Origin of the sequence: Kitasatospora sp. NPDC088160, assembly GCF_044741445.1 — a bacterium.
Classification (GTDB): Bacteria; Actinomycetota; Actinomycetes; order Streptomycetales; family Streptomycetaceae; genus Kitasatospora.
This window is the reverse complement of record NZ_JBIUSS010000031.1, coordinates 77311-102848: the sequence shown is the minus strand read 5'-3', so window position 1 is coordinate 102848 and position 25538 is coordinate 77311. Positions and strand designations below refer to the sequence as shown.

Here is a 25538-nt window from a genome sequence, read left to right as displayed (position 1 = left end):
CCCGAACGCCGCAGGCGGACCTGCCCCCGCGTCATCAAACGCAAGATGTCCAACTGGCCCCTCAAACGCTCCCAACACCGCAACTGGCCGCAACCAGAACCGGCGACAGTCACCATCACCCAGCCAGGAGCAACCTAAAGTCACCGGCATTGGGCCTAGGTTGGGTTCCGAACCAGCTGACACCGAGGCGCCTACTCGCGCGATGCTGAGCCTCGAACGACGCCAGCGATTCGGCTGGCAGCCTCGGCTGGATCCTCATGTTCCCAGACCCGGATTACGGTCCACCCAGCCTGGCGCAGAAGACCGTCTGTCTCCGCGTCCCGTGCCTGGTTGCCTTCAATCTTCGCGCGCCAGAACTCGACGTTTTTGCTGGAAGCTCGCAGATGCTCGGGACAGCCGTGCCAGTAGCAGCCGTCGACGAAAACGGCCACCTTCAGCTTCGGGAAGACGATGTCGGCGGTACGTCGCAGCTCGGGGAGGGGCCTGGCAGCGACGCGGTAACGGAGCCCCTGCCTGTGCAGCAGCGACCGCAGCCGAAGCTCGGGCTTCGTGTCCTTGTTTCGGTTGCCCTGCATCGAGGCCCGAACAGCGGCTGACGAGGCCCAGGAACCCTCTGCGGGAGGCTCCTCGGTCAGGAGCCCCTTCTGCCAGGCCAGGTTCCAGCCCTCAGTGAGGTTCGCCGCACGGGTGTCGTGCTCAACTTCCCCCAGGTAGCGAGCCGGGGACTTCCCCGCGTCCGACCAGCGCAGATACGCGCGAATGCGCCGCGTATCCGGCAACACCTTCAATTCCACGGAAGCGCGCGCGAATCGGCCATCGCCAAGATCGACCGAGCGCCGATGGCGACCTCCCGCTGCTCGATCCTGTTCCGCCGCCAGAGCTTCACGGCTCCGATGTGGCCGCCCCTTCCATGCACGGTCCGGTGGCGGGTCGTGCTTCCAGCGGCCTTGCGTCACGCTGGCTGGCCTGGTCACTTCGGGCGCTCCTCCGCCTCATCCAGGACGGCGGCGACGGCCTTCGCGAAAACCTCTCCAAGGACGACAGGCACGGCGTTCCCGAGCTGGCGCATCTTCTCGCCACGCGGGCCCTTGAGTTCCCAATTGTCCGGGAACGTCATTACGCGGGCCGTCTCGCGGACCGTCATGTAGCGGTGCTTGTAGGTCACACCGTCGGGCATTAGTTCGTCGGTGAGCATGACGGACTCGCCACCCGGTACTCCATGGACACCGGCCTTCACGGTCTTGGCCGGCCGGTCCAACTCGTTGGGCGTGTGGCCGTCGTAGATGCGCGCGCCCGGCCACCCGATGTGGTCCGTGAAGCCCTCGATGTAGTGCTCGGTGCGATCCAGCATGTCATCGGTGATCTTCGGCAACGGCTTAGCATCACCGATGCCCTTGATCGCGTCTCGCAGCGTGTACCAAGGCAGCAGCCCGTCATCCTTGGGCGCGACCTTCGGCAGGCGCTTCTTCACCCACTCGCGGACGTGTGGCTCAACGTCCGCGTGCCGCTCCCAGTAGCTGCCACCGTTCATCATGGACCGGGTCAGCGCAATCTCGGAGTGCGTCGGCTTCACGAGCTCCTTGAACAGCTCGATGTCGACATTCAGGTCGCGGCGGAAGGCGACGATGATGACACGGTTCCGGATCTGCGGGACGCCGTAGTCCGCCGCGTTCACGGGCGTCATTACGACCTGGTACCGCTTCGTGATGTCCTCAGGCTCCTGCTGAAGCCGCTCGAGCAGGGTCTCGTCGTGCTTCCTCCAGTCCACGCCCTTGGCGCGCTCCTCGAAGGGCAGCTCCAATTCGCGCAGGATGTACTGGAAGTAGTCACTGAACGAGGGCCTGAGCAGCCCGCGAACGTTCTCGCAGATCACAGCCTTCGGCTGGATCTCGCGGACGGCCCTGAACATCTGCGGGAACATGTTCCGCTTGTCTTCGTCGCCCTTGGCGACGCCGCCGAGGCTGAAGGGCTGGCAAGGCGGTCCACCAGCGAGGACGTCTACCTGACCCTTCAGGTAGTTCATGTCCAGCTCTTGGACGTCGCCAGCCACGAGGGGGACCTTTTTGCCTGCCTTGGGGGCTTGTGTCGGCTTCTCGCCATCCGGAAGCCACTTCGCCCCGTTGGCCTCCAGGGTCTCGCAAGCACGCTTGGCGAACTCGTTGAACAGCAGTGGTCGAAACCCCGCGCGGTGTACGGCCATGGCCAGGCCGCCGGCACCGGCGAACAGTTCGACGCCGGTGCGATCTTTCTTCGATTCTTCATGCAGCTCAGCCATAGTCAAAGCATACCGCGGAGTTGTCGATCTTCAAGCGATTTGATGCGGAAGTTCGTCCGCAGGTGGCGCACGCCGATAGGGTTTCCTAGATCACGTCTACCTAGGGAGCAGGGCTGATGGCGGCGGTGGTGGGGGCCGACGACGGGACGCAGTACCACAAGGACTTCACGCTGAGCATCACCAAGGCTCTTGGCGACCAGCTCGCGGCCGCGCTGGCAGACCTGGATCGGGCGCCGCTACACGAGGACAGCATCAAGGAGCTCAAGGAGCGGGCCGGCGTCTACCAGCTCTATCTGGATGGCGAGTTCGTCTACGTCGGCAAGGCCGACAAGTCGCTCCCGGCTCGACTGCGCAACCACCTTCGCAAGATCTCCGGCCGTCGCCGGATCGCACTGGAGGAGATGACCTTCTCCTGCCTCTACGTGGCAGAGGACTTCTCCGCGCTCGCCCCGGAACAGCTGCTGATCAGCCACCACAAGGAGATGGGCAACATCCCTTGGAACAACAACGGCTTCGGCAACAAGGACCCCGGCCGCCAGCGAGACAGCACCATCCTGAAGCAGAACCACTTCGACGTGATGTTCCCCATCGACCTTGGTCGACCAGTTGAGGGTCTGGAGGCCGGCGAATTCACGCTGCAAGACCTGCTGGAGAAGGTGAAGGCGGGCCTCCCGTACAACTTCAGGTATGGGAAGTCGGTCGAGTTCAAGAGGCGGTTGGTTCAGGTTCAGGTTGGGCCGACGACGGCCGATGAGGTCTTTCGGTTGATCTCCGCTGAGATACCCGACAGGTGGCAGATCGCCGCGCTCATGGGCTACGTGATCATGTACGACGACAGCCCGTCGCACTACAAGAGCGCGTGGCGGTACTACCGCGCCGGCCAGGCCATCGACGCCGAGCCCGAAGCGGCGCCTGCCAGCGACGTGCCTGTCGACGAAGCGGAGCCGAGCGCGTCGGAGCAGGAGTAGCCGGGCGCTTCCAGCTTCGTTGCTGGAGCGTGGACTGTAGTAGGAGACCCAATGACGACCCCGCCGGAGCGCTGGCCAAGCAAGCCCCGCAAGCCGAGAAACTGGCGGGCTCACGCTCTGACGCCAAAGCCGTACAACCCGCTTGATCTGGAGAACCTCGGCCGTAGCGTTGAGAGAGAGCTGCTGAAGCATGACCCGGAGCCGCTTGATTCCATCAAGATCATGATGGGGGCTGGCGTCTATGCGCTCTACTACACCGGCTCCCACCCGCTGTATCAAGCGATCAGCGGTACCGAAACGCCGATCTACGTCGGTCAAGCACGCCCCGAGGGCACGCGGAAGGGCAACGTGGACCCGTCGAAGGTCAGCTGCCCATTGTGGGACCGGCTTGGCGAGCACAGGATGTCCATCGAACAGGTGGAAGACCTGGACGTGGCCGACTTCAAAGTCCGCTACCTGGTTGCCATCGAGGCGTTTGTGTCCCTTGCCGAGCGGGTCATGATCATGGATGCCAGGCCGGTCTGGAATAGCGTCGTCGATGGATTCGGGAACCATGATCCCGGAGCCGACCGCCGACGGACCGGTAAGCGACCCCCGTGGGATGAGCTTCACCCTGGGCGATGGTGGTCGCACCCGCATCACATGCCCACGCCGAGCCTGATACCCCCCGAGCAGTCACGCCAGCGGATCGTCGCTCACCTCGCGGGCGAGGTTGTTCCACTCATCCTCGACGAGATCGAGCCTGAAGGCGACGGGACTGCCGGGGCGGTCGAGTCCGGGGGATGAGTCAGCGCTGCCAAGGCAACGGCGAGGCCTGGGTCGGTGGCAGAGTGATTGAGTGATCAGGGAACCTACTGAGACGGTGCTACGGGACGATGGGACCGTGGAGATCCCGATCGGTGTGCTTGCTGAGGCCGGGCTGATCCTGGGACGGCCTTGCTGATGTGCAGCGACGGAGACGGCCGTATCGTTCTGCGTCGGCAGGAGGATGCGTTGCGAGACGTATTGGATCACGGCTACCTGCGATCGTCTCCCGTCGTCAGGCAACGCTGGCATCCGCCTGCGCCTGCCAAGCGCGCACCTGCGACGTCGCGGAGGCGGCCCTCTTCGCGCCGGAGGAGTGGACTCCCCGGCCCAATTGTCCGGGCCGTCGTTGTCAGACTCCAACGGCAAACAGAGGGCATCGAGGATGGATGCGCCGTCAAGTCATGCATGCGAGATGCCCTGGCGTGGGGGGCTGACGGTGGCGCGACGCCAGTCGTGCGCCAGTCTGCGAAGCAGTGCCTGGGGCCGTGCCAGATCCGTGCCAGAACGGGCGGTGAACGACGGTTAGAAGCGGCCGAGGATGACCGCCTGAGGACTCGATCGAATCTGGTATCGCCGCAGTCCAGAGGCTGTTTCTGGCCCAAAGGCCCAAAGATTCCCAAGCTTAGAGCGCGAGTTCGATTCTCGTCGCCCGCTCCATACCGAGAGCCGCAGGTCATCTGACCTGCGGCTCTTCTGTTGTCCGGACCACTTCGGGTCCGCCGTGCCGGATCCGTGTTCGCGGAGGGGCGGCCGTAGTTCGATCGGGTTCGCACTGTTGTTTCCGTCGCTCGCGGTAACGCATGGTGGATCAATCGGATACGGGCTGCCCGCAGCCCTGTTGTCTCATGGAGCCGCGCGGGCGGCGGTTGCCTGCCAGGGGAGGACGCAGATGATCAGGGTTCTGTTAGCCGAGGACATGACCATGGTGCGCAGCGCGCTGATGGCACTCCTCGCGTACGAGGACGATCTGGAGGTCGTCGCGGACGTCGAACGCGGTGACCTGGTGGTGCCGACGGCGCTGCGGGTCCGGCCGGACGTGGCGGTGCTCGACATCGACATGCCCGGTCTGGACGGGCTCCGGGCCGCGGCCGAGTTGCACGACAAGCTCCCGACGTGCGGGACGCTCATCCTGACCGGGCTGGCGAGACCCGCGCATCTGCGCAGTGCGATGTCCGTTCACGTGCTCGGGTTCCTCGGCAAGGACGCCCCGGCCCAGGAACTGGCCGCGGCGATCAGGAAGGTGGCCGCCGGCGAGCGCGCCATCGACCCGGAGCTGGCCTTCGCCGCCCTGGGGGCGCGCGAGAACCCGCTGACGCCCAGGGAGTTGGACACCCTGCGCCTGGCCGCGGAAGGTGCCTCCGTGACGGAGATCGCCGCCCGGCTGTTCATTTCGGCGGGAACCGCCCGCAACCACCTGGCCGCCGCGGTGACCAAGGCCGGGGGGCGCAGCCGGGTGGACGCCATTCGGATCGCCGAGGAGATGGGCTGGCTCTCCGCCGGCCCTCGCCCCTCATAGGGCCCCGGCCCCGGCGGGTCGCTGCCAGTGGTCCAGGTGCAGGGGTCGAACCATCGGAAGTCCGGAAGTCCGGAAGTCCGGAAAGCCGGACCGGAAATTTTCTTCGTAAAATTTCGAAGGCCGGCGTTTGATTATTTCGCACACGTGTGATCCCGATATTCGGGTGGCCTTTTGGTCGCGAGGTATTCCATGGAATGCCCCATGCGATTCGCATGGATGTGTCCATGGGTTGTCCACGTCCAGGCCCTCCCGGGCGGGCAGCCCAGCAGACCTGGTGCCCAGTTGACCTGGGGCGGAGCCTCCGGGGCCGCCGCCCGAGCGCTGTCCGGACGCCGTCGGAGGTCCGGGCGGGCAATGTGGATCTGGCTAAGCTCGCGGTAAATGAGGGCAGGGCGCCACATCGAGGAGGGGATTCCCGTTTTCTCTCGGACTGCGGATTCCAGCGATCCGGAACAGGCCCATTCCGCTTCGGAGCCGGACCTGGCGGTGCGGCTCGACGGGGTGAGCAAGGTGTACGGGCGCGGGGCGGGGGCCGTGCACGCCCTGCGCGAGGTGTCGATGGAGTTCCGGCGGGGCGGGTTCACCGCGGTGATGGGGCCCTCGGGGTCCGGGAAGAGCACGTTCCTGCACTGCGCCGCCGGGCTCGACCGTCCGACCTCCGGTCAGGTCCGGCTGGCCGGCGTGGAGCTGGGGGCGCTCGGCGACACCGAGCTGACCGTCCTGCGCCGGCAGCGGATCGGCTTCGTCTTCCAGTCCTTCAACCTCCTGCCCTCCCTGACGGTCGAGCAGAACGTCACGCTGCCGCTGCGACTGGCCCGGCGCCGGGCGGACCGGGCCTGGCTGGGGGAGATCCTCGACCGAACCGGCCTCGCCGACCGGGTGCGGCACCTGCCCACCCAGCTGTCGGGCGGTCAGCAGCAGCGGGTGGCGATCGCCCGGGCCCTGGTGACGCGACCCGAGGTCGTCTTCGCGGACGAGCCCACGGGCGCCCTGGACAGCACCACCGGTACGGAGGTCCTGCGGCTGCTGCGGCACGTCGTCGACGGACTGGGGCAGACCGTGATCATGGTGACGCACGACCCGGTCGCCGCCTCCCACGCGGACCAGGTGTTCTTCCTGGCGGACGGCTCCTTCGTCGAGGCACTCGCCAGCCCCTCGCCCGAGCAGGTCGCGGACCGGATGACCCACCTGGGAAGGCGCTGAACGGCATGCTCCTACTGGCCTGGCAGACGGTGCGCGCCCGCAAGGCGGGCTTCGCCGGTGCTTTCACCGCACTGTCGTTCGCCCTCGTCCTGACCGCCGCGTGCGGTGTCCTGCTGGAGTCCGCCCTGCGTGCGGGCACCCCCACCGAACGCTACGCGGCGGCCCCGGTCGTGATCAGCGGCTCGACCCGGATGGCCGACGTCGACCCGCTGATCGGAAAGCTGGCCGCACTGCCCGGCGCCGGGACCGTCGCCCCGGAGGTCTCCTTCCCCGCCGCCGTGATCACCGGATCGGGGCAGCTCCTCTCCGGCCCGCAGGGCGGCGCGTCCCTCGGGCACTCCTGGACCAGCGCCGTCCTCGCCCCCTTCCACCTGGCCTCCGGCCACCCGCCGACCGGCCCCGACGAGGTGGTCCTCGACGAGGCGACGGCCGCACGCGGCGGGCTCCGGCCCGGCGACACCGTGCGGCTGGCCACCACCACCGCCCCCCGTGCCTACACGGTGTCCGGACTGGCCGCACCCCCAAGGGAGTTGGCCCGCCAGGCCGCCCTCTTCTTCAGCCCCGACCAGGCGGCCCGGCTCGCGGGCACCACCAAGGGCGCGGACGCGATCGGCATCACGTCACGGGACGGAGCCGATCCGCAGGCGCTGGCCGCGCAGGTCGAACAGGTCCTCGCCACGGCCTTCCCGGCCACCGGGACGGAGCTCTGGTCCGGGCCCGAGGTGAGCACCGGCGACCAGCGGGGCGAGCGGGAGTTCTCGGGCACACCCGGGCCCGGGGACGGCCTGGCCTCGCTCGCCGGGACCGTCGGCATCCTGTCCCTGTTCATCTCGGTGTTCGTGGTGGCGGGAGCGCTCGCGCTCACCGTCCAGCAACGCCTGCGGGAGATGGCCCTGTTGCGGGCGGTGGGCGCCACGTCGGGACAGGTGCGGCGGATGATCGCGATGGAGACGCTGGTCCTGACCCTCGGCGCCGCGCTGGTCGGATGCCCGGTCGGGGTCGGCGTCGCGTCGCTGCTCCGCGGCGTACTCGTCGACCGCGGTGTGGTCCGCTCCGACGTCCCGCTCCACGTCGGGCCCACCGCACTGCTGACCGTCGTCGGCGGGGTCGTCGTCACCGCGCAACTCGCCGTGTGGGCATCGGCGCGCCGGGCGTCCCGGGTCGAACCGACCCAGGCCCTGCGCGAGTCCGCCGCGCCCGCGCCGCGGATCGGCTGGGTGCGGGCGGTGCTCGGGGCCGGGACGCTCGCCGTGTGCGCCGTGGTGCTGGCGTCCTCCACGGGCAGCCGGAGCGGGGCGGGCACGGCCGAGAGCATGGTCCTGCTGCTCCTCCTGGGGGTGGCGCTGCTCGGACCGGTGATCGGGCGGGTCGCCAGTGTGGTGATCGGTGGACCAGTGGGCAGGCTCTTCCCCGTGGCGGGGTTCCTCGCGTCCGCGGCCCTGCGCGCCCAGCCCCGCCGCTTCGCCGCCGCCGTCACCCCGCTGGTGCTGGCGGTGGCCTTCACCAGCACGGTGCTGTTCGTCCCCGGCGTCAAGGCCCAGGCCGCCGGGGTCGAGGACGGCCGAAGGCTGAGGGCCGACCACGTGGTCCAGGCCGACGGTGTCGGGCTCCCCCCGGACTTCGTCGCCGCGGCCCGCCGACTGCCCGGCGTCAAAGCGGTCAGCGGGGTCGTACCCGCCATGACCATGGTGTCCAACGCATCGCCCGGCACCGCCGGCTCGCGGGGCGTCAGTGCCCGGGTGGTCGATTCCACCGAGCTGTCCGAGCTGCTCGATCCCGGGGTCACCGCGGGCTCGCTGGACCAACTGCGCGGGGACGGCGTCGCGCTGGGGCAGCGCTCCGCCTCCGGACTCGGCGCGGGCGTCGGCGCCAAGCTCCGGATCGGCTGGACGGACGGCAGCGAGAGCACCGCCACGGTGGTCGCCGTCTACGACCGCGACCTGGGGTTCGCCGACGCCCTCATGCCCACCGAGTTCGCCGCCGCGCACACGCCGGACCCCCTCGCGCCGACGGTCCTGGTCCGCTCCGCCCCCGACGCCGACCCCCAGCAGGTCGGCCGGGAGCTCCAAAGCCTCACCGCCGCCTACCCCATGGCCCGTACGAGCGACCGGGCCGCGTACGACGACGCCCGCAGGCACCGGCAGGAGTCGGCCACGGCCGTCGGCCGGCTGCTCCTCGGCATGATCAGCCTCTTCACGGCCATCGCCGTCGTCAACACCCTGATGATGGCCACGACCGAGCGGTTGCGCGAGTTCGCCCTGCTGCGTCTGGTGGGTACCACCCGCCGTCAGATCCTGCGCATGATGGCCTGGGAGGGGGGCATCACGGTCGGCGTGGCCCTCGCCCTCGGCGCCGCGGTCACCGCCGCCGTCCTGGTGCCCGTCAGTCTCGCGCTCACCGGCTCGGCCTGGCCGTCCGTATCCGCGGCCTGGGCGGCCGCGGTGCTGGGCGGGGCGGCTCTGTTGGGTCTGGGCACCGTACTGCTGACCACCCGGCTGGCGCTGCGCAGGGAGCCGGTCGAGGCCATGGGACTCCGGGAGTAGCGGGCGCCGTGCGGTCGTGGCCGTCGCCGCCGGGCGCCGCGCGGCCACGACCGCACGGTCAGCCGGCCCTGGACGTCGTCCTGCTCTGCGGGGCCGCGATGACCGCCGAGAGGTGGAACCAGCCGGTCTCGCCCTCCTCCGCGGTCAGCCGTCCCCCGACGGCGAGCAACCGCTCCGTGAGGTTGTCGATGCCCTGGCCGCCGCCCGGCTCCGCCGAGACGCCCTCCGCCAGGACGCCGTCGTTGGACACCACCAGGCTCACATCGCCGAGTTCGCCCCTGACGGCCCGGATCTCGCAGCGCCGTGCCACGCTGTGCCGCAGCATGTTGGTGACGGCCTCCCGCGCCACCGTCGCCAGTACGGCGTCGTGCTCGGGCGGCAGGGCGCCGTAGGCCAGGTCGACCTCCACGCTGATGCCGGCCGCCCGCAACGCCGAGGCGGCGAAGCGGGTTTCCCGCGCCAACGACATCTGGAGATCGCCGCTGGAGATCCAACGGGTGTCGGACATCGCCTGCCTCACCATCGCCAGCACCTCGGAGATCTCCGCCCGGGCGCGCCGCGGGTCCTCCAGTACGGTCCGCTCGGCGATCTGGCACTTCAGCGCTGCTACGGAGAGGCTGTAGCCGAGCAGGTCGTGCAGGTCCCGCGAGAAGCGCAGCCTCTCCTGGTCCACGGCGCGCTCCGCCAGCTCGGTGCGGGCCGCCCGCAACTCCGCGGTCATGTCGGCCAGTCGGGCCACGCCGTAGACGACGATTCCGCCCGCTGCCGTGGAGACGCTCGCGTTGAGGCACTGCCCGGCGTTGTCGCCCAGCGCCGCGTAGATCGGGTACTGGCCCGCCACCAGCAGGGTGAAGAGGATCCAGGACCTGGGTGCGGCGACGGTCAGCAGCATCGATCCGGCGAACGACCCGGGGATGCCGACCCACGCTCCGTCGAAGACCAGGAACGGCAGGTAGGTGATCACTCCGTGAGCGAGCAGGCTCCACGGCCACCACGGCCGCCTGTGGCGCCATGGGCCGGCGTGCAGGATCTGGAAGCCGAGCAGAATCAAGAGGACCATGACGGCGGCCAGTTGGTACGAGAGGCCGTCGCGGTTGCGGATGGTGGCCACGACCGAGGCGGTGAAGAACCCGAGGGTCACCATGATCACGATGGCCTTGGTGAGGCGGGACAGGGGATCCCTCGGGGTAAGCCGTTCGCCCGACGACTCCGAGTAGCGATCGCCGCCCCGTCGGTACGCACCGTGACCCAATGAGAGCTCCCGAAAAGCGACTTGACCCGCCATGGGCGCACGGGAGGCCCGTCGTTTACCTCAAGGCCCCCCGTACTTCCGACCGTGAGCATAGTTCCCGTCGGAAACCCGCCGTTAACATCCGTCCCCGGACTCCGAATCCGAGGTCCATCGCCAGTTGCTCCTGCCAACTCGCCCTGGGCTTCGCGATGATCGGCTCTCGACGGACCGGACGGCGGCTCGTACAGGTGGTGCGGCGGTCGAATGCGGGTCCGGGCGGGGGCTTCACTCGATGGGGGGAAGCGTGGCGGCGGGGTCCCCTATGTCCCGATTGTCGGACGTGGGCGGGCGGGGCGCTCGGGTGGGATGGGCGTCCCGATCGACTGGAGCCGCTGAGCATGGGTCTGTTCCGACGCTCCGGGAAGGCGGCTCGGACCGCCCCGGATCGCACCGAGACCGCTGACACCGCCGCGGTCGCCCCGGCCGGGGCGGTCAACGGCCATCAGGTACTGGAGACGGTCGTCGCCCTGCCCATCAGCACCTGGCGCTACCTGTGGGAGCCCGAGCAGGTGCGGCACATCGGACCGATGGCCCAGGACTGGCACGCCTCCTTCGACTTCCACCATGAGAACACCCGCGTGATCCCCGTCGTCGACGCCAACGGCATCGCCCTGGTCTGCATCCAGGCCCTGAACCGGCGCATCGACGAACTCACCACCGAGGTCCGGCGCCTGAGCGAACTGCGGGATGCGGGGGAGGCGGGGGATGCGGGGGCTCGGGAGGGGTGTGCGAAAGGGGCGTGCGAGAGGGGTGCGGAAGAGGGTGTGGGAACGGTAAGAGGCGGAACTGTCCGTCCACGTCCACCGTCCAAGCAGTGACGGAATCCCGGCCCGGTCTGAACGCCGGGAGGAGCGTGGAGGGGACCAGTGCAGCCAGGTGGTGCCGAACTGAATGTCGGATTCCCGAGTGGAAGCCGAGGCGGTGTGCCGGTCGTGCCGCCCGCCCGGTGGCTCGGCCCGACGCCGGCGGTCGATCAGCTCGAAGCGGCCGAGCGCTGCGAGACACTGCTGCAGGACACCCTGGACGCTGTCCGGCCGGCGCCGGTCTGGCAGGGGGCGGCGCCCAGAGCGGGCGCGCGGCTGCCGTTGCCGGGGCGGGACCCGGACCTGCGCTGGTACGTCACCCGGGGGCGGGACATCCTCACCATCGTCTCGGCGGTCCGGCGGGCGGCACTGGTGGACGCGGTCGAGCGGCACTGGCGGCGGCGAGGCTGGACGATCACTTCGCTGAACGCCGGCCGGAGCCGCCCCGGAGTCGCCGCCGCCACTCTGGACGGTTATCGACTGGCTCTGACATTCGGTGAGTTGGGCGAGGCTGGACTGACCGCGAGCTCGCCCGGCGTGGCCCGCTCGGAGCGGCTGCCGTCACTGCAGGGCGCCGGCGGTCGCGGCCCGGCACCGCTGCCGAACGTGTGCTGCCCGTACTGGAGCGCGATGGGCTAGCCAGGCTCTGTCCGGCTGCGGAAGAACCAGGGAGCCGGAAGAACCGGAAGGCGCTGGGGGCGGCGGAGGTTCGTGGACGCAGGGGAGGCGCGGAGCGAGTCCCCCCGGACTCGCTCCGCACCGCCTCGTCGCGCGGCTTCGCGCTGCCGCTCCCCCCGACTCCCCGGCAGCCCCGCCGTTCCCCCCTGGCAGCACCCTCCGGCGAGAGCGGTCCGCACAGGCCCCGGCGAGCCCCCACCCCCGGGGACGTCGTTGGTATCACGGTAACAAACCGCGTGGTTGGTTTGTCAATAGTGGGATCCACGAAAAATCCACAAACGTGACGGTCGGTCCGTAAGGTCCCGCCAGGCGCTGGACCAGCGGGTTGAGGCCCGGCAGGACGCCCGGCGACCCTTCGGCGGGCGCGCGACGGGCTCCGGTGCGGGCGGCAGGCCGTGCGGCGGGCCGCGCTGGAATCCGACATTCCGAGCATCATGGCAGCACGCAGTGACACCGCGCGAGCGCTGAGCGCAGCGGATGCGTCCTGTGGTGCTATGGCAGGCTGATGCGGAGTGAGTTCACCGGCGGGACGGCCCGGCCGTACGTGAGGGCCCGTCAGCGCAGCAGTCGGCGCTCCTTGGCCACGGCCACCGCGCCGGACCGGGTGTCCACCCCCAACTTGTCGTAGATCCGGCCGAGATGGGTCTTCACGGTGGCCTCGCTGATGAACAGTGCCCGGGCGATCTCCCGGTTGCCCAGCCCCTGCCCCAGCTGCGCGAGGATGTCCTGCTCGCGCTCGGTGAGCTGCGGTGCGGGCGCCCGCATCTGCGCCATCACCCGGGAGGCGACCGGCGGCGAGAGCACCGTACGGCCCCGGGCGGCGGCGTGCACGGCGGCGAACAACTCCTCCGGCCGCTCGGCCTTCAGCAGGTAGCCGGTGGCGCCCGCGGCGATCGCCCGGGTGATGTCGGCGTCGGTGTCGTAGGTGGTGAGCACGAGCACGTGCGGACCGCCCGGCGCGGCGGTGATCCGCCGGGTGGCCTCCACCCCGTCGATGCCGTCGCCGAGTTGGAGGTCCATCAGCACCACCTGCGGCGCCAGCCCGGTGGCCAGCGCGACCGCCTCCTCCCCGGTGCTCGCCTCGCCGACCACCTCGATGTCGCCCGCGCTGGCGAGCAGCGCCAGCAGGCCGGCCCGGACCACCGCGTGGTCGTCGCAGACCAGCAGCCGGACGGGGGCGGGTCCGGTTCGTTCGCTCATCGGTGCTCCAGGGGGATCGCGGCGGAGACGACGGTGCCCTCGCCGGGGGTGCTCTCCACGGTCAGCGTGCCACCGAACTGCCGCAGCCGGGCGCGCATCGCGGGCAGCCCGTACCCGCGGCCGCCGGCCGACCCGACCGCGCCCGGGTCGAAGCCCCGCCCGTCGTCGGCGACGTCCAGGACGGCCTGGTCGCCGAGGTAGGACAGGGTGATCGCCGCGGCCGAAGCACCGGCGTGCTCCCGGACGTTGGCCAGCGCGCCCTGGGCGATCCGCAGCAGCGCGGACTGCGCGGCGGCGGGCAGCGGGACGGGCGTGCCGTCCAGGTGGAAGCGGACCGGCAGACCGCTCTCGGCGGCCTCCCGTCCGGCGAGCGCGCGCAGCGCCTGGTCGAGCGGACGGCCGTCGGCGAGTTCGGCCGGTGCGAGGTCGTGGACGAAGCGGCGGGCCTCGGCCAGGTTGCGGGCCGCCACCTCGGCGGCGGTCCGGACGTGGGTGCGGGCGGTCGTCGGCTCGGTGTCCCAGGTGCGCTCGGCGGCCTGCAACAGCATCTGCTGGCTGGACAGCCCCTGGGCCAGGGTGTCGTGGATCTCCATGGCGAGCCGCTCGCGCTCCGCGTGGGTGCCCTCCCGCCGTTCGGTGGCGGCGAGTTCGCGCCGGGTGCGGACCAGGTCGGTGATCAGGGCGCGCTGCCGGGCGTCCTGCCGGTCCATGAAGAGGAACACGCCGGTGGCGAGCGCGGCCACCGCGAACGGCAGCAGGACGAGAGTGGCGTCCGCCCCGCCGGCCAGTCGGAGCTCGGCGATCACCACCAGCAGCGTCAGGGCCGCCACGAGCGGGATCGCCGCCCGCGCGGGGAGCGTGCGCAGCGCGGTGTAGACCAGCGGGACGGCGCACCAGGCGAAGCTCGGCGCGAGCAGCACCAGCACCACCCAGAGCGCGACCACCAGGGCCAGCGGCCACCGGCGCCGACGCGGAACCCGGTTGCCGGGCGCAGCTTCAGCCCCGGGCGCTGGCGCTGGCGCTGGCGCTGGTGGCGGTGGCGGTGGCGGGTGGCAGTGCGCGAGCCAGGAGCCGGCCGGCTGGGCGAGGGCGAGGGCGATGCTGAGCCCGATCACCCAGGGGATCCGGGGGTTGCCGGGATGGTGGGTGAGGTAGCGGCTGAGCGAGGCGGCGAGCAGCAGCAGGAAGGCGGAGTCGAGCAGCACCGCCAGGCGGCCCGCGTCCGGGTCGCCGGCGTCGTGACCGGCGGCGGGGCGGGGCTGCTGCACGGGTGGCTCCTGGCTGGACGGGCGATCGGCACCTGGGCGCCTCGGTGGGCGGTCGGCATCCGGACGGGCACCGGCCGCCTCGACCGCGTGCCCGGTGCGCCCGGTGCGCCCGGCGCACCGACCTGCACCGATCTCTCGATGGTGGCCCGGTCGGCCCGGTCCCGCATCAGCCGATCGGTTGACGGGGTTGTCCTCCATCATGCCCGCGCGGTCGCGCCGGAGCGTCGATGTGGCGAGCCTCGCCCCGGCCGGAGGATCGGGGTGGAGCCGGGCGGACCCCCCGCCGCCCGGCGGCCCCGATCCCGTTCGCCGATCCGCTGAGGAGCTGGACCATGAAGAAGATCTCCGTGCGCACCCGGGTGCTGACCGGCACCCTCGCCGCCGCCGCGCTCGCCGCCACCGTGGGCGCCGTCTCGGCCAGCGCCGAGACCTCCGGGACCCCGGCCGCGCCGGCCGCGGTGAAGGTCGACACCCAGAACAAGAACCTCGCCCAGAGCACCGGCCTGACCATCGACGCCGCGACCCGCGCCGCCCAGGCCACCCTGGACGCGGCGGCCAAGGCCGGCCAGCACGTCTCGGTCGCGGTCGTCGACCGGGACGGTGTCACCCGGGTGCTGCTCAAGGGCGACGGTGCCGGCCCGCAGTCTCCGGAGTCGGCGCAGCGCAAGGCGTTCACGGCGGTCTCCTGGAACGCGCCGACCTCGGAGCTGACCAAGCGACTGGCCCAGGCCCCGACCCTCAAGGACATCCCGGGCACGCTGTTCCTGGCCGGCGGCGCCCCGGTGCAGTCCAAGGGCGCCCCGGTCGCGGCGATCGGTGTCGCGGGCGCGCCGAGCGGCGACCTGGATGAGCAGTTCGCGCAGGCGGGTGTCGCCGCACTGGCGAAGTGATCCCCTGGCCGGTTGCCCGTCCCCTGATGCGCGGGGCGGGCCGACCGGCCAGGATGGGCGGTATGCCGACGATGACCGATGACCAGTGGCGGGCGTTCCTCTCCGAGGGCACCCGCACCGCCAAGCTCGCCACCACCCGGGCCGACGGCCGTCCGCACGTCGCGCCGGTCTGGTTCCTGCTGGACGGCGACGAGCTCGTCTTCAACACCGGTGCGGGCACCGTCAAGGGCCGCACCCTGGCCCGCGACGGCCGGGTGATGATCTGCGTGGACGACGACCGGCCGCCCTTCGCGTACGTTCTCGTGCAGGGCACCGCCCGGCTGCGCGAGGACCTGGCCGAGGTGCGCGCCTGGGCCACCCGGATCGCCGCCCGGTACATGGGGGAGGACGTCGCGGAGCAGTACGGGGCCCGGAACGGCGTGCCGGGGGAACTGCTCGTTCGGGTGAAGATCGAGAAGGTCTCCGCAGAACACGGGGTGGCCCTCTGAAAAGCCGGTGCCGCTGTCAGTGGTGCATGGCAGGCTTCCCGGTATGACGGCGTGGACCCTCAACGACATCGAACGTGCGATCCGCTCCTCCTGGGGTGTCGACACCTGTGCGCCCGAGGATCTGGCCCACTGGCGTCCCGACAATCCCGCCCGCGGCCAGTGCGGGGTGACGGCGATGGTGGTGCACGACCTGCTCGGCGGCGAGCTGATGATGGGCGAGGTGCACGTCGGCGGGGTCCGGACGGATCTGCACTGGTGGAACCGCTTCGCCACCGGCATCGAGATCGACCTCACCCGCGAGCAGTTCGGGCCGGACGAACTGGTCGGCCCCGGCCGTCCGGTCGCCCGCCCGGCCCGCCCCGGCCGGCTCCAGGCCCAGTACGAGCTGCTGAGCCGCCGGGTGGTCACCGAGCTGGAGCGCGGCCGCGTCCGGCTGCCGGAGCGCGCCTGCGCGTGAGTCCGTCCAGTACGCAGGAGGCCACCGCCTCCTGACGTACAGTCATCCGCAGATGCGGTGACAGTGACGGTGACGGCGACGGGAGTGCGGGATGACCGGGGCGACGATCGGCTTCGTGGGGCTGGGTGCGATGGGGCGGGGCATGGCCGGCAGCCTGCTGCGGGCCGGCCACGCCGTCCGGGTCTGGAACCGCTCGCCCGAGCCGGTGGCCGCCCTGGTGGCCGAGGGCGCCGAGGCGGCGGGCACGCTCGCCGAGGTGTACGCCGCCGACACCGTGGTCTCCATGCTCGCCAACGACGAGGCGGTCGAACGGCTGCTGCTCGACCCCGCCCTGCTCGCGGGCGCCGCGACGACCCTGCACGTCAACATGGCCAGCATCTCCGTCGGACTCGCCGAGCGCGCCGAGGCACTGCACGCCGAGCACGGCATCGGCTACCTGGCCGCCCCGGTCCTCGGCCGTCCGCCGGTCGCGGCGGCCGGCCGGTTGAACATCCTGACCGCCGGCGCGCCGGAGCTGCTGGCCCGCGCGGAGCCGCTGTTCGCCGCGATGGGGGAGCACACCTGGCACTTCGGTGCGAGCCCGCGACAGGCCAACACCGCCAAGATCAGCACCAACTTCCTGCTGGCCTGCGCGATCGAGTCGATGGCCGAGGCGTGCAGCCTGGCCGAGGCCCACGGCGTCCGGCCGACCGATCTGGTCGAGATGTTCACCGGCACGCTGTTCCCGGGGCCGGTCTACTCCGGCTACGGCGCGATGGTGGCCGAACGCCGCTACGAGCCGGCCGGGTTCAGGCTGCCGCTGGGCCTCAAGGACGTCGGCCTGGCCCTGGAGGCCGGGGCCGCGCGGAACGTCCCGCTCCCGTTCGGCGGCATCCTGCGGGACGCCTTCCTGGACGCGCTGGCCCACGGTGACGCGGACAAGGACTGGGCGGCGGTCGCGGCCGTCGCCCGGCGCCGGGCCGGCCTGCCCGCCTGAGCGAACTCCCGGGCGAACTCCCGGGCGCCGGACGTGGAACAACCGGGGGGCGGGGGGTGCTCGCACCTCCATCCGCACCACCGACCGGGGGAGTCCCGATGGCCGACCAGCCGACGGGCGCCGAGGCGCCGCGCACCTTTCTGTTCCTCAACGCCAGTGCGCGGGCCGGCGGCAACTCCGAGCAACTCGCCCGGCTGGCCGCCGAGGCGAGCCTGCCGGCCGGGTCGGAGCAGCGCTGGCTGCGGCTGAGCGAGCACCCGCTGCCGCCCTTCGAGGACCTGCGGCACGTCGAGGGAGGCCGCCACCCCGAGCCGGTCGGCCACGAACGGACCTTGCTGGACGCCACGTTGGCGGCCACCGACCTGGTCTTCGTCGCACCGCTGTACTGGTACTCGCTGCCGACCAGCGCGAAGCTCTACCTCGACCACTGGTCGTCCTGGCTCCGGCAGCCAGGGGCTGACTTCCGTGCCCGGATGCGCGGCGGCACCATCTGGGGCGTCACCGCCCTCGCCACCGAGGACGACAAGGCCGAACCGCTGATCGGCACGCTCCGGCTGACGGCCGAGTACATGGGGATGCGCTGGGGCGGCGCGCTGCTCGGCAACGGCACCCGCCCCGGGGACGTGCTGCGCGACGAGCGGGCGCTGATCGCGGCCAAGTCCTTCTTCGCGGGCTGAGCCCGCGCACCCGTTCCGGCGGGCGCTCACGCGGACGTTGACGCGGACGTTCACGCGGACGTTCGCACGGATGTGCACGCCGGCGCTCACGTGGACGTCCGCAGGGCGTTCGCACCGGCGCGCGCAAGGCGTTCGCACCGACCCTCACAGGACATTCACCCGGGCATTCGCCGGACGTTCACACGACCGATCGCTTCACGCCACGCGAGGCGGTGCGATACGGTCCCCCGGGCGTGTACCCGTCACTCTCCGGTCATCTTTCTGCAAAGCGCAAAAGCCTTACCGCAGGACGGAATTGGGCGATTCGGGCACTCCCGTCCCGTGAGCGGTCCCCAGCGTGACACCCGCCTTCCGGAGTGGCCGGATCCTTCGGTAATCTCCGTCGGACTTTCAAGCTTCGCGAGGGGTCAGAGGCGTCCACGGCCGCCCGCCCCGCCGCGCCCCGGGCCTCGCCCGGACTCTTCCGTGAGGTCTCCCTTGCCCATACGTCGCAGTCTTGCCCTTGCCGGCGTCGCCGCGCTCGCGTCCTCGCTCGTGCTGTCCGGCGCCCAGGGCGCCATGGCCGTCGGCACCACCGGTTCCCCGTCCGCCGCCGCCCAGGCGGCCGGCAAGGCCTCCCACCAGAGCCTCGACCTGTCGGTGAACGGCGTGCCCGGCACCTTCATCGCCGGCGGCGACGCCCGCGACTTCACCTTCAAGATCGACAACTCGACGAAGCACGACTTCCTCTTCCTCCCGCTGCTCAAGTTCAAGAACAAGGCGGGCTCGCTCAAGGCGAAGGACCTCAAGGTCCAGTACCAGCTGCCCGGCGGCCAGTGGCAGACCGGTTCGGTCGCCGCCGACGGCGGCGAGGACAAGGACAAGTCCGTCCTCACCCTGCTCGGTGCCCTCGGCCAGGACGGCAACCCCACCGACGACGACCTGCTCGTCGTGAACCGCGGCAAGAGCTTCTCGATCAAGGTCCGGGTCTCCTTCACCTCGGAGGCGCCGCTCGGCCGGGCCGGCGTCGTCCCGGTGGTGTTCTCCGCCGAGCTCGACGACGAGACCCACGCGCCGGTCGACGGGGGCCACCTCAGCTGCGACGGCGTCCGCGGCGCGGGCTTCGTGATCAAGGCGGGCGGCGGCGGCAAGCCGAGCCCGACCATCAGCCCGAGCCACACCGGCAAGCCCAGCCCGACCGCGAGTACCTCGCCGACGGCCTCCCACTCGGCGACCGCCTCCACCTCGCCGACGGCCTCCCACTCGGCGACCGCGAGCACGTCGCCGACCGCCTCCACCTCCGCCACGGCCACCCCCTCCACCTCGGCCACCCCGAGCGCCGAGCCGACCACACCGTCGCCGTCGGTCCCGCCGACCACCCCGACCACCCCGACCACGGGCGAGCCGTCCGGCTCCGCCTCCGCGTCGACCTCCGCCCCGGCCCCGGCCGACGGCAACGGCGACACCGCCGGCCCGATCGACTTCCCGGTGGCCGTCCCGACCCTCACCCCGCCGCCGCTCACCCCGGCCGCCGTCACCAAGGCCAAGGCCGCCGCCGACAACGGGGACAAGGCCCTGGCCCAGACCGGTGGCGGTGACGACACCACCGCCATCGCCGTGGCCGGCGGCGCCGTGCTGCTCGCCGGTGTCGGCACCCTCGTGGTGCTGCGCCGCCGCAAGTCGGCCCAGCAGGGCTGACCGCGGCCGCAAGGCACGCTCCAGCCGTTACACCGAGGCGGTACCCGCCTGACAACCGCCCGCGCCGCCCGGCCGTCCGTTCGACGGACCTCCGGGCGGCGCGGGCGGGATACCTTCGTCACATAGGATGTCCGGCCGGAGGGGGGCGGAACCGGCGGGGAGAGGGACAGGTGCGGGGATCACGCACGGCACGGACGGCCACCGACTACGAGTCGGCGACCGGGCGGATCGCGGGGCTGCCGCTGCGCAGACACCACGTTCTACTGGTGGCCTGGACGGTGCTCTGGTTCTTCCTGGTCGAGCCCAGCGGCGGCTTCTCCTGGCACTACCTGCGCCAGGGTGAGCAGCTGCTCTTCAGCGACCACCCGGACGGCGGGCTGGCGCTCTACGCCCACCACCCGGAGCTGCAGATCGGCCCGGTCAGCCTGGCCGTGGCCCGGCTCACGGCCCCGTTCTCGGCCCACACCGGCCAGCTGATCGCCGAGGCGGCGATGTCCGGGCTCGGCCTGGTGATGCTGGTCCTGATCGGTCGCACCGCCGCCCTGTACTACCTGGGCACCGGCACCAACCACCGCCGGCTCCAGCAGCGCCTGCTGATCGCCGGACTGGCGTTCATCCCGATGTGGGTCGAGGTCTCGGTCCGATTCGCGCACCTGGACGACGTCCTGGCGCTGTTCTTCACCACCCTCGCCGCGCACGCCCTGGCCCGCGGCAAGCCCACCATGGTCGGTGTCTACCTGGCGCTGGCGGTGGACTCCAAGCCCTGGGCGATCGCCTTCGCCCCGCTGATCCTGGCGCTGCCCAGGCCCGCCTGGCTGCGCAGCGCGATCTGGTTCGTCGGACTGGTGGCGATCGCCTGGCTGCCGTTCTACCTGGGCAATCTGGACACCCTGGCCGCCGCCAAGTTCACCATCCCCAACCAGCCGGCCTCCGCACTGCGCTGGTTCGGGGTGACCGACCCGGCCACCCCCTGGTGGGATCGTCCGACCCAGTTCGCCCTCGGCCTCGGCCTCGGCACCATCGCGGTCTGGCGCGGCCGCTGGCCGGCCGTGGTGCTGCTCGGCGCGGACGCCCGGATCCTGCTCGATCCGAGCGTCTACACCTACTACACGGCCTCGATCCTGCTCGGCACCCTGCTCTGGGACGCGGTCGGGCAGAAGCGGCTCGTCCCGTGGTGGAGTTGGATAGCGCTGGCCGCGCTGTACGGCGGGACGCTGTTCATCCCGTCCGACGCGGGCCGCGGCTTCGTCCGGCTGGCCTTCGTGGTGGTCTCCGCCGCGTACGTGCTGTTCTGGCCCACCCAGCAGACGCGCCGCCCGCGGTCCCCGGCGGACGGCGAGGGGCGGCGCCGTTCCTCCCGGCGGCGCGAGCGCGTGCTGACCGGCACCGGAGCCTGACCGGCCCCGGCCCCGGCCCCGGCCCCGGCCCCGGCCCCGGCCCCGGCCCCGGAGCCCGAGCCTGACCGGGGCCCTCCCTCCCGAGGACGGCTTGACCCTCACGCGGCGTGAGAGCGGAGGCTGGTGGTCAGCACGAAGGGAGGACCCGGATGAGCAGCGAGGGCTACTCGGTCGGAGCCGTGGCCAAGATCGCCAAGGTGACCGTCCGCACCCTGCACCACTACGACGAGATCGGCCTGTTGTCCCCCGCGGGCCGCACCCGGACCGGCTACCGCCGCTACCAGGACGCCGACCTCGACCGGTTGCAGCAGATCCTCTTCTACCGCGAACTCGGGTTCCCCCTGGAAGAGATCGCGGCGATCCTGGACGACGACTCGGTCAGTCCGAGCGAGCACCTCCGTCGGCAGCACCAACTGCTGACCGACCGGATCAGGCACCTCCAGGACCTCGCCACAGCCGTCGAACACGCCATGGAGGCACGAAGAATGGGTATTCAGCTGAGCCCGGAGGAGAAGTTCGAGATCTTCGGCGAGGGCTACCAGGAGGAGTGGGAGCAGGAGGCCGAACAGCGCTGGGGCGACACCGCGGCCTGGGCCGAGTCGCAGCGCCGCACCGGCGGCTACGACAAGGCCGACTGGCAGCGGATCCAGGCGGAGATGGCCGACCTCAACACCCGCCTGGTCGAGGCGCTCACCGCCGGCGAACCCGCCGACGGCGCCGCCGCCACGGACCTCGCCGAGGCGCACCGGCAGCACATCTGCCAGAACTTCTACGACTGCACGTTCACCATCCACCGCGGCCTGGCCGGGCTGTACGTCTCGGACCCGAGGTGGACCACCACCTACGAGAACCTCGCCCCGGGCCTGGCGCAGTGGCTGCACGACGCCATCCTCGCCAACGCGGACCGGCACGAGAAGGCATAGTCGCCGCCGGATGCCGGATGCCGGATGCCGGATGCCGGATGCCGGGCCACGTGGCCGGGGGGCTACGCGACCCCGCGCCCGAAGGAGCGCCGGTAGGCGGTCGGGGAGGTGCGCATCACCCGGCCGAAGTGGTGGCGGAAGGTCGCGGCGCTCTCGAAGCCGACCGCCGCCGCGATCTCCTCCACCGTCCCCTCCGGTGACTCCAGCAACGGCAGGCTGGCCGCGATGCGCTGGGTGACGACCCAGCGCATCGGGCTGGTGCCGTTGCGGGCCGTGAAGTGCCGCAGGTACGAGCGGTCCGACATCCGGGCGGCGCGGGCCAGCAGCGAGATGGTCAGCGGGGACGCCAGGTGGCCCATCGCCCACTGCATGCTGCGGGCGACCCCGTCGTCCTCCTCCTCGACCGGGCGGACGGCGGCCTCGATGAACTGGGCCTGCCCGCCGTCCCGGTGCGGCGCCACCACGAAGCGGCGGGCCACGCTGTTGGCCACCTTGGCGCCGTGGTCGCGGCGGACCAGGTGCAGGCAGAGGTCGATCCCGGCGGCGCTGCCCGCGCTGGTGAGCACGTTCCCGTTGTCGACGTACAGCACGTCCGGGTTGACCCGCACGTCCGGGTGGCGCTGCTGGAGCAGGTCGGCGTACCGCCAGTGGGTGGTCGCCTCCCGCCCGTCGAGCAGTCCGGCGGCGGCCAGCGCGAAGGCGCCCGAGCAGATCGAGACGATCCGGGCGCCGCGCTCGTGCGCCGTCCGCAGCGCGGCGACCAGCCCGGGGGAGACCGCGCCGCCGAACGCGTTCGGCACCCCGGGGACCACCACCGTGTCGGCCGAGGCCAGTTCGTCCAGCCCGTGCCGGGCGGTCAGCGCGAACCCGCCCACCGCGTCCAGCGCCGTCCCGGGCCGGTCGGCGCACACCTTCAGCCCGTACCAGGGCGCTGCCAGCAGGCCGCCCAGTTCGGGCCGGGCCAGTCCGAACACCTCCACCACCACGCCGAGTTCGAACGGCGCCATGCCCGCGAAGGCGTACACCGCGACGTGGTGCACCGGTTCCGGGCGGGGGCCGATGACGACGGGCACCGGGCCCGGCCCGGTGCCGACCGGGCCCTCGACGTGCTGCTCGGTCATGCGGACCCCCTGCTGACGGGTGGCGGGATGGCGGTGAGTGTAGCCGTTCCGGCCGGCCGGGAATCTTCCTCGGATCCACCTGCAACCTCCACCCCGGCCACACGTCCATTGGTACGGGGGCGGAGAGAGGCGGGCCGAGGGCGGCTGTCAGGATCTCCCCGGTCACGATCTTGATCAGGAGTCCTGACGGTCCGGCGAGAGCCGCCACCGTCCCGGGGGAAAGCGGAAACGCGCATGTCCATGGCCATCGGGCCGATCGCCGGGCCGACGAGGGGGCGCGGTTTCTCCGTTCGCGGAGTGGTCGCCGTGCTGTTCGGCGCGCAGGAGACCGGCGAGGTGCCCGCCGGCCCGGGCGACGAGCAGGCGGCGCAGCGCCGCTCCGGCTTCCGGCTGCTGCGCGGCGGGCGCAAGCCCACGGAGGACCGGCCCACCCTGACCGACCTGTACCACGTCCACCGGCTGGGCCTGGTGCGGATGGCCGTCCTCCTGGTCGACCACCAGGACCTGGCCGAGGACGTCGTCCAGGAGGCCTTCACCCAGCTCTACCAGCGGTACGGCGAGCACCTGGACGACCTCGACAACGCGCTCGGCTACCTGCGCACCGCGGTGGTCAACGGCGCCCGGTCGATGCTGCGCCGCCGGAAGACCGCCCGCGAGTACGTCCCGCCGCACGAGCCCGACGCCGCCTCCGCGGAGGACCACGCGGTGCTCAACGACGAGCACCGACGGGTGCTCGCGGCCATGCAGGAGCTGACCTCCCGCCAGCGCGAGGTACTGGTGCTGCGCTACTGGTCCGACCTGTCGGAGGCGCGGATCGCCGAGGCCCTGGGGCTGTCCCGGGGCGCCGTGAAGTCCACCGCCAGCCGGGCCCTGGACGCCTTGGAAAAGCATCTGGAGAAGGTTCGATGACCGACAAGCTCCCCGGCCGCGAGAGCGGAGGCCGAGACGGTGACGGGCCGGCCGAGACGGCGACCGAACGGCTGCTGCGCGAGGCGATGAACGCCCGCGCCTCGCTGATCACCGCGCACGACCTGCGCCCGGCGCAACCGCCGCGCGGCCGGGTGCGGCGATTGCGCCCGGTCTACCTGACCGCCGTGCCGGTCTTCGCGCTGGCCGCCTCCCTGGCGATCGGCCTGCTCACCTTCCACGGCGACCCGCTGGCCAGGAAGGACGTCCCCCCACCGGCCGCCACCATGACGACCTCGCCGAGCCCGACCCCCGAGCCGACCGCCGCCCCGACCCCCACGGCCACCTCGCCGGACACCGGCAGCCCCGCCGCCGACCCGGAGACCGGGGCCCCCCTCTCCGACCCGACGTCGGCCGGCACCCGGACGACGGCGCCGCCCACCACCCCCGCCACCACCCCGGCCACCACCGCGCCGGCCGGGACGACCTACCCCTTCCGGGGCGTCAGGTTCAAGATCCCGCCAGGTTGGCGGGCCGTCAATCCGGATCCTTCCGCCAACACCCTCTGCATCCTGAGCCCGAGCGCTCCGCAGGACGCGACGGCCGGGGACTGCCTGCCGCACGGCGTGCTTCTGACGGTCACGGACCAGGAGTCGCAGCTCTGGCCGAGGCTGCCCGACCTGGATTCCGAGAGCGGCTGGTCCACGCAGCCCTGGTGCCCGGCGTGGTCCTACTCCCCCACGCTCACCAGGAACGGACAGATCGACAGTGTCGGCCCGACCAGGAGCACACCCACCGTGGCAGGCCGTGCCGCACGCAAGTCGCAGTGGCAGATCAACTGCGGCGGCGACGCCTTCACGGCCCAGATGTGGGCCCTGCCGAAGGACTTCGTGTCCGTCTCGGCGATCGGCCTCAAGGCCGACTACCAGCCCGGACTGATGACGATCGTCAACACCCTCGACCTGAGCGGCCGCCAGGCGCCGCCGGTGAAGTACCACGAGAACGACATCGATATCACCGTGGGCGGCTTCACGGGCGTTCAGGAGCTGAAGGCGGGAAGTCCGGCCGTCACCTTCTCGGTGACCTACAAGAACAACAGTCCGACGAATTTCGCCCAGGTGGAGCCCTTGGTCTACACCGAGTGGCCCGTGGACACGCCGGTGGATGTGGTGTCGCTGAACGCGGGCAAGCTCGAGCGTCTCGACGGTGCCACCTGGAAGGAAAAGCCGCTCACGCGAGGAAGCGCGATGGACTACGCGATGGCGGATCCCGAGTCGCTCTTCCCCCTGGCTCCAGGGCAGAGCCGAACGGTCAAGTACCGGATGACGATCGATGCCGGACACGGCCTCGGGCCACTGTGGGTGATGACGCGGGCCGTCCTTCCCTACGCGGGAGGAACCCTCACGGGTCTCGGCAACGAGGTTGTCTCGCTCAAGATCACCAAGTGACACGGGGGCCCGGCCTCCCCGCCACG

At 71.5% G+C, this 25538-nt stretch carries 23 protein-coding genes; 17 read left to right on the top strand and 6 right to left on the bottom strand.

Annotated elements, in window-relative coordinates:
* Positions 1 to 191: 191 nt before the first annotated feature.
* On the bottom strand, positions 192 to 974 hold the full coding sequence (locus ACIOGZ_RS36440) for a very short patch repair endonuclease (RefSeq protein ID WP_400989084.1): 783 nt from the start codon (positions 972 to 974) through the stop codon (positions 192 to 194).
* A complete protein-coding gene (locus ACIOGZ_RS36435) occupies positions 971 to 2275 on the bottom strand; it encodes a DNA cytosine methyltransferase (protein ID WP_400989082.1) in 1305 nt (434 codons plus the stop codon). The genes ACIOGZ_RS36440 and ACIOGZ_RS36435 overlap by 4 nt, the downstream gene beginning before the upstream one ends.
* A 116-nt stretch (positions 2276 to 2391) precedes the next feature.
* On the opposite strand from ACIOGZ_RS36435, the gene ACIOGZ_RS36430 reads away from it, so the two are divergent.
* The 5 genes from ACIOGZ_RS36430 (at position 2392) to ACIOGZ_RS36410 (ending at position 9312) form a co-directional block, all read left to right on the top strand.
* A complete protein-coding gene (locus tag ACIOGZ_RS36430) occupies positions 2392 to 3243 on the top strand; it encodes a GIY-YIG nuclease family protein (protein ID WP_400989079.1) in 852 nt (283 codons plus the stop codon).
* A 51-nt stretch (positions 3244 to 3294) separates the two neighbouring features.
* Positions 3295 to 4029 (top strand): Eco29kI family restriction endonuclease, encoded by a 735-nt coding sequence (locus tag ACIOGZ_RS36425; RefSeq protein ID WP_400989078.1) that lies wholly within the window; start codon positions 3295 to 3297, stop codon positions 4027 to 4029.
* Positions 4030 to 4939: 910 nt separating this feature from the next.
* Entirely contained in the window at positions 4940 to 5566 is a 627-nt protein-coding gene (locus ACIOGZ_RS36420; protein ID WP_400989077.1) for a DNA-binding response regulator, read from the top strand.
* Between the two features lie 501 nt (positions 5567 to 6067).
* Complete coding sequence (locus tag ACIOGZ_RS36415; protein WP_400327174.1) at positions 6068 to 6769, top strand: ABC transporter ATP-binding protein; 702 nt, start codon at positions 6068 to 6070, stop codon at positions 6767 to 6769.
* A 5-nt stretch (positions 6770 to 6774) separates the two neighbouring features.
* On the top strand, positions 6775 to 9312 hold the full coding sequence (locus ACIOGZ_RS36410) for an ABC transporter permease (RefSeq protein WP_400989075.1): 2538 nt from the start codon (positions 6775 to 6777) through the stop codon (positions 9310 to 9312).
* 58 nt (positions 9313 to 9370) lie between these two features.
* Here the strand turns inward: ACIOGZ_RS36410 and ACIOGZ_RS36405 are convergent, their stop codons facing one another.
* Positions 9371 to 10456 carry a sensor histidine kinase gene (locus ACIOGZ_RS36405; protein ID WP_400989092.1) on the bottom strand — a complete coding sequence of 362 codons (1086 nt, stop codon included), beginning with the start codon at positions 10454 to 10456 and terminating at the stop codon, positions 9371 to 9373.
* 485 nt (positions 10457 to 10941) lie between these two features.
* Here ACIOGZ_RS36405 and ACIOGZ_RS36400 point away from each other — a divergent pair, with 485 nt between their 5' ends.
* A complete protein-coding gene (locus ACIOGZ_RS36400) occupies positions 10942 to 11421 on the top strand; it encodes a tail fiber domain-containing protein (RefSeq protein ID WP_400804113.1) in 480 nt (159 codons plus the stop codon).
* 105 nt (positions 11422 to 11526) lie between these two features.
* Positions 11527 to 12045, top strand: a complete 519-nt coding sequence (locus ACIOGZ_RS36395) for a hypothetical protein (protein ID WP_363579799.1) — start codon at positions 11527 to 11529, stop codon at positions 12043 to 12045.
* A 594-nt stretch (positions 12046 to 12639) separates the two neighbouring features.
* Here ACIOGZ_RS36395 and ACIOGZ_RS36390 read toward each other — a convergent pair.
* Both ACIOGZ_RS36390 and ACIOGZ_RS36385 read right to left on the bottom strand, forming a co-directional pair.
* Entirely contained in the window at positions 12640 to 13284 is a 645-nt protein-coding gene (locus ACIOGZ_RS36390) for a response regulator transcription factor (RefSeq protein WP_363579798.1), read from the bottom strand.
* A complete protein-coding gene (locus ACIOGZ_RS36385; protein WP_400989090.1) occupies positions 13281 to 14750 on the bottom strand; it encodes a sensor histidine kinase in 1470 nt (489 codons plus the stop codon). The genes ACIOGZ_RS36390 and ACIOGZ_RS36385 overlap by 4 nt, the downstream gene beginning before the upstream one ends.
* 134 nt (positions 14751 to 14884) lie before the next feature.
* Between ACIOGZ_RS36385 and ACIOGZ_RS36380 the strand changes: the two genes are divergently transcribed.
* From ACIOGZ_RS36380 to ACIOGZ_RS36345, 8 genes are all read left to right on the top strand, one after another.
* On the top strand, positions 14885 to 15442 hold the full coding sequence (locus tag ACIOGZ_RS36380; RefSeq protein ID WP_363579796.1) for a heme-binding protein: 558 nt from the start codon (positions 14885 to 14887) through the stop codon (positions 15440 to 15442).
* Between the two features lie 71 nt (positions 15443 to 15513).
* Complete coding sequence (locus ACIOGZ_RS36375) at positions 15514 to 15930, top strand: PPOX class F420-dependent oxidoreductase (RefSeq protein ID WP_400989089.1); 417 nt, start codon at positions 15514 to 15516, stop codon at positions 15928 to 15930.
* A 43-nt stretch (positions 15931 to 15973) separates the two neighbouring features.
* Positions 15974 to 16387: a hypothetical protein gene (locus ACIOGZ_RS36370; protein WP_363579795.1), complete on the top strand. Its 414-nt coding sequence runs from the start codon at positions 15974 to 15976 to the stop codon at positions 16385 to 16387.
* Between the two features lie 91 nt (positions 16388 to 16478).
* Complete coding sequence (locus ACIOGZ_RS36365; RefSeq protein WP_363627863.1) at positions 16479 to 17363, top strand: NAD(P)-dependent oxidoreductase; 885 nt, start codon at positions 16479 to 16481, stop codon at positions 17361 to 17363.
* 98 nt (positions 17364 to 17461) lie between these two features.
* Positions 17462 to 18040: an NAD(P)H-dependent oxidoreductase gene (locus ACIOGZ_RS36360; protein ID WP_363579793.1), complete on the top strand. Its 579-nt coding sequence runs from the start codon at positions 17462 to 17464 to the stop codon at positions 18038 to 18040.
* A 477-nt stretch (positions 18041 to 18517) separates the two neighbouring features.
* Positions 18518 to 19717, top strand: a complete 1200-nt coding sequence (locus ACIOGZ_RS36355) for an LPXTG cell wall anchor domain-containing protein (RefSeq protein WP_363627862.1) — start codon at positions 18518 to 18520, stop codon at positions 19715 to 19717.
* Positions 19718 to 19887: 170 nt separating this feature from the next.
* Positions 19888 to 21114 carry a hypothetical protein gene (locus ACIOGZ_RS36350; protein WP_400989072.1) on the top strand — a complete coding sequence of 409 codons (1227 nt, stop codon included), beginning with the start codon at positions 19888 to 19890 and terminating at the stop codon, positions 21112 to 21114.
* Positions 21115 to 21263: 149 nt separating this feature from the next.
* A complete protein-coding gene (locus ACIOGZ_RS36345) occupies positions 21264 to 22037 on the top strand; it encodes a MerR family transcriptional regulator (RefSeq protein WP_363579791.1) in 774 nt (257 codons plus the stop codon).
* A 62-nt stretch (positions 22038 to 22099) separates the two neighbouring features.
* Here the strand turns inward: ACIOGZ_RS36345 and ACIOGZ_RS36340 are convergent, their stop codons facing one another.
* Positions 22100 to 23158: a helix-turn-helix domain-containing protein gene (locus ACIOGZ_RS36340; RefSeq protein ID WP_363627860.1), complete on the bottom strand. Its 1059-nt coding sequence runs from the start codon at positions 23156 to 23158 to the stop codon at positions 22100 to 22102.
* Between the two features lie 234 nt (positions 23159 to 23392).
* Here ACIOGZ_RS36340 and ACIOGZ_RS36335 point away from each other — a divergent pair, with 234 nt between their 5' ends.
* Together ACIOGZ_RS36335 and ACIOGZ_RS36330 are read left to right on the top strand one after the other, a co-directional pair.
* A complete protein-coding gene (locus tag ACIOGZ_RS36335) occupies positions 23393 to 24067 on the top strand; it encodes a SigE family RNA polymerase sigma factor (protein ID WP_363627859.1) in 675 nt (224 codons plus the stop codon).
* A complete protein-coding gene (locus tag ACIOGZ_RS36330) occupies positions 24064 to 25512 on the top strand; it encodes a hypothetical protein (protein WP_400989070.1) in 1449 nt (482 codons plus the stop codon). Before ACIOGZ_RS36335 ends, ACIOGZ_RS36330 begins: the two co-directional genes overlap by 4 nt.
* Positions 25513 to 25538: the final 26 nt, after the last annotated feature.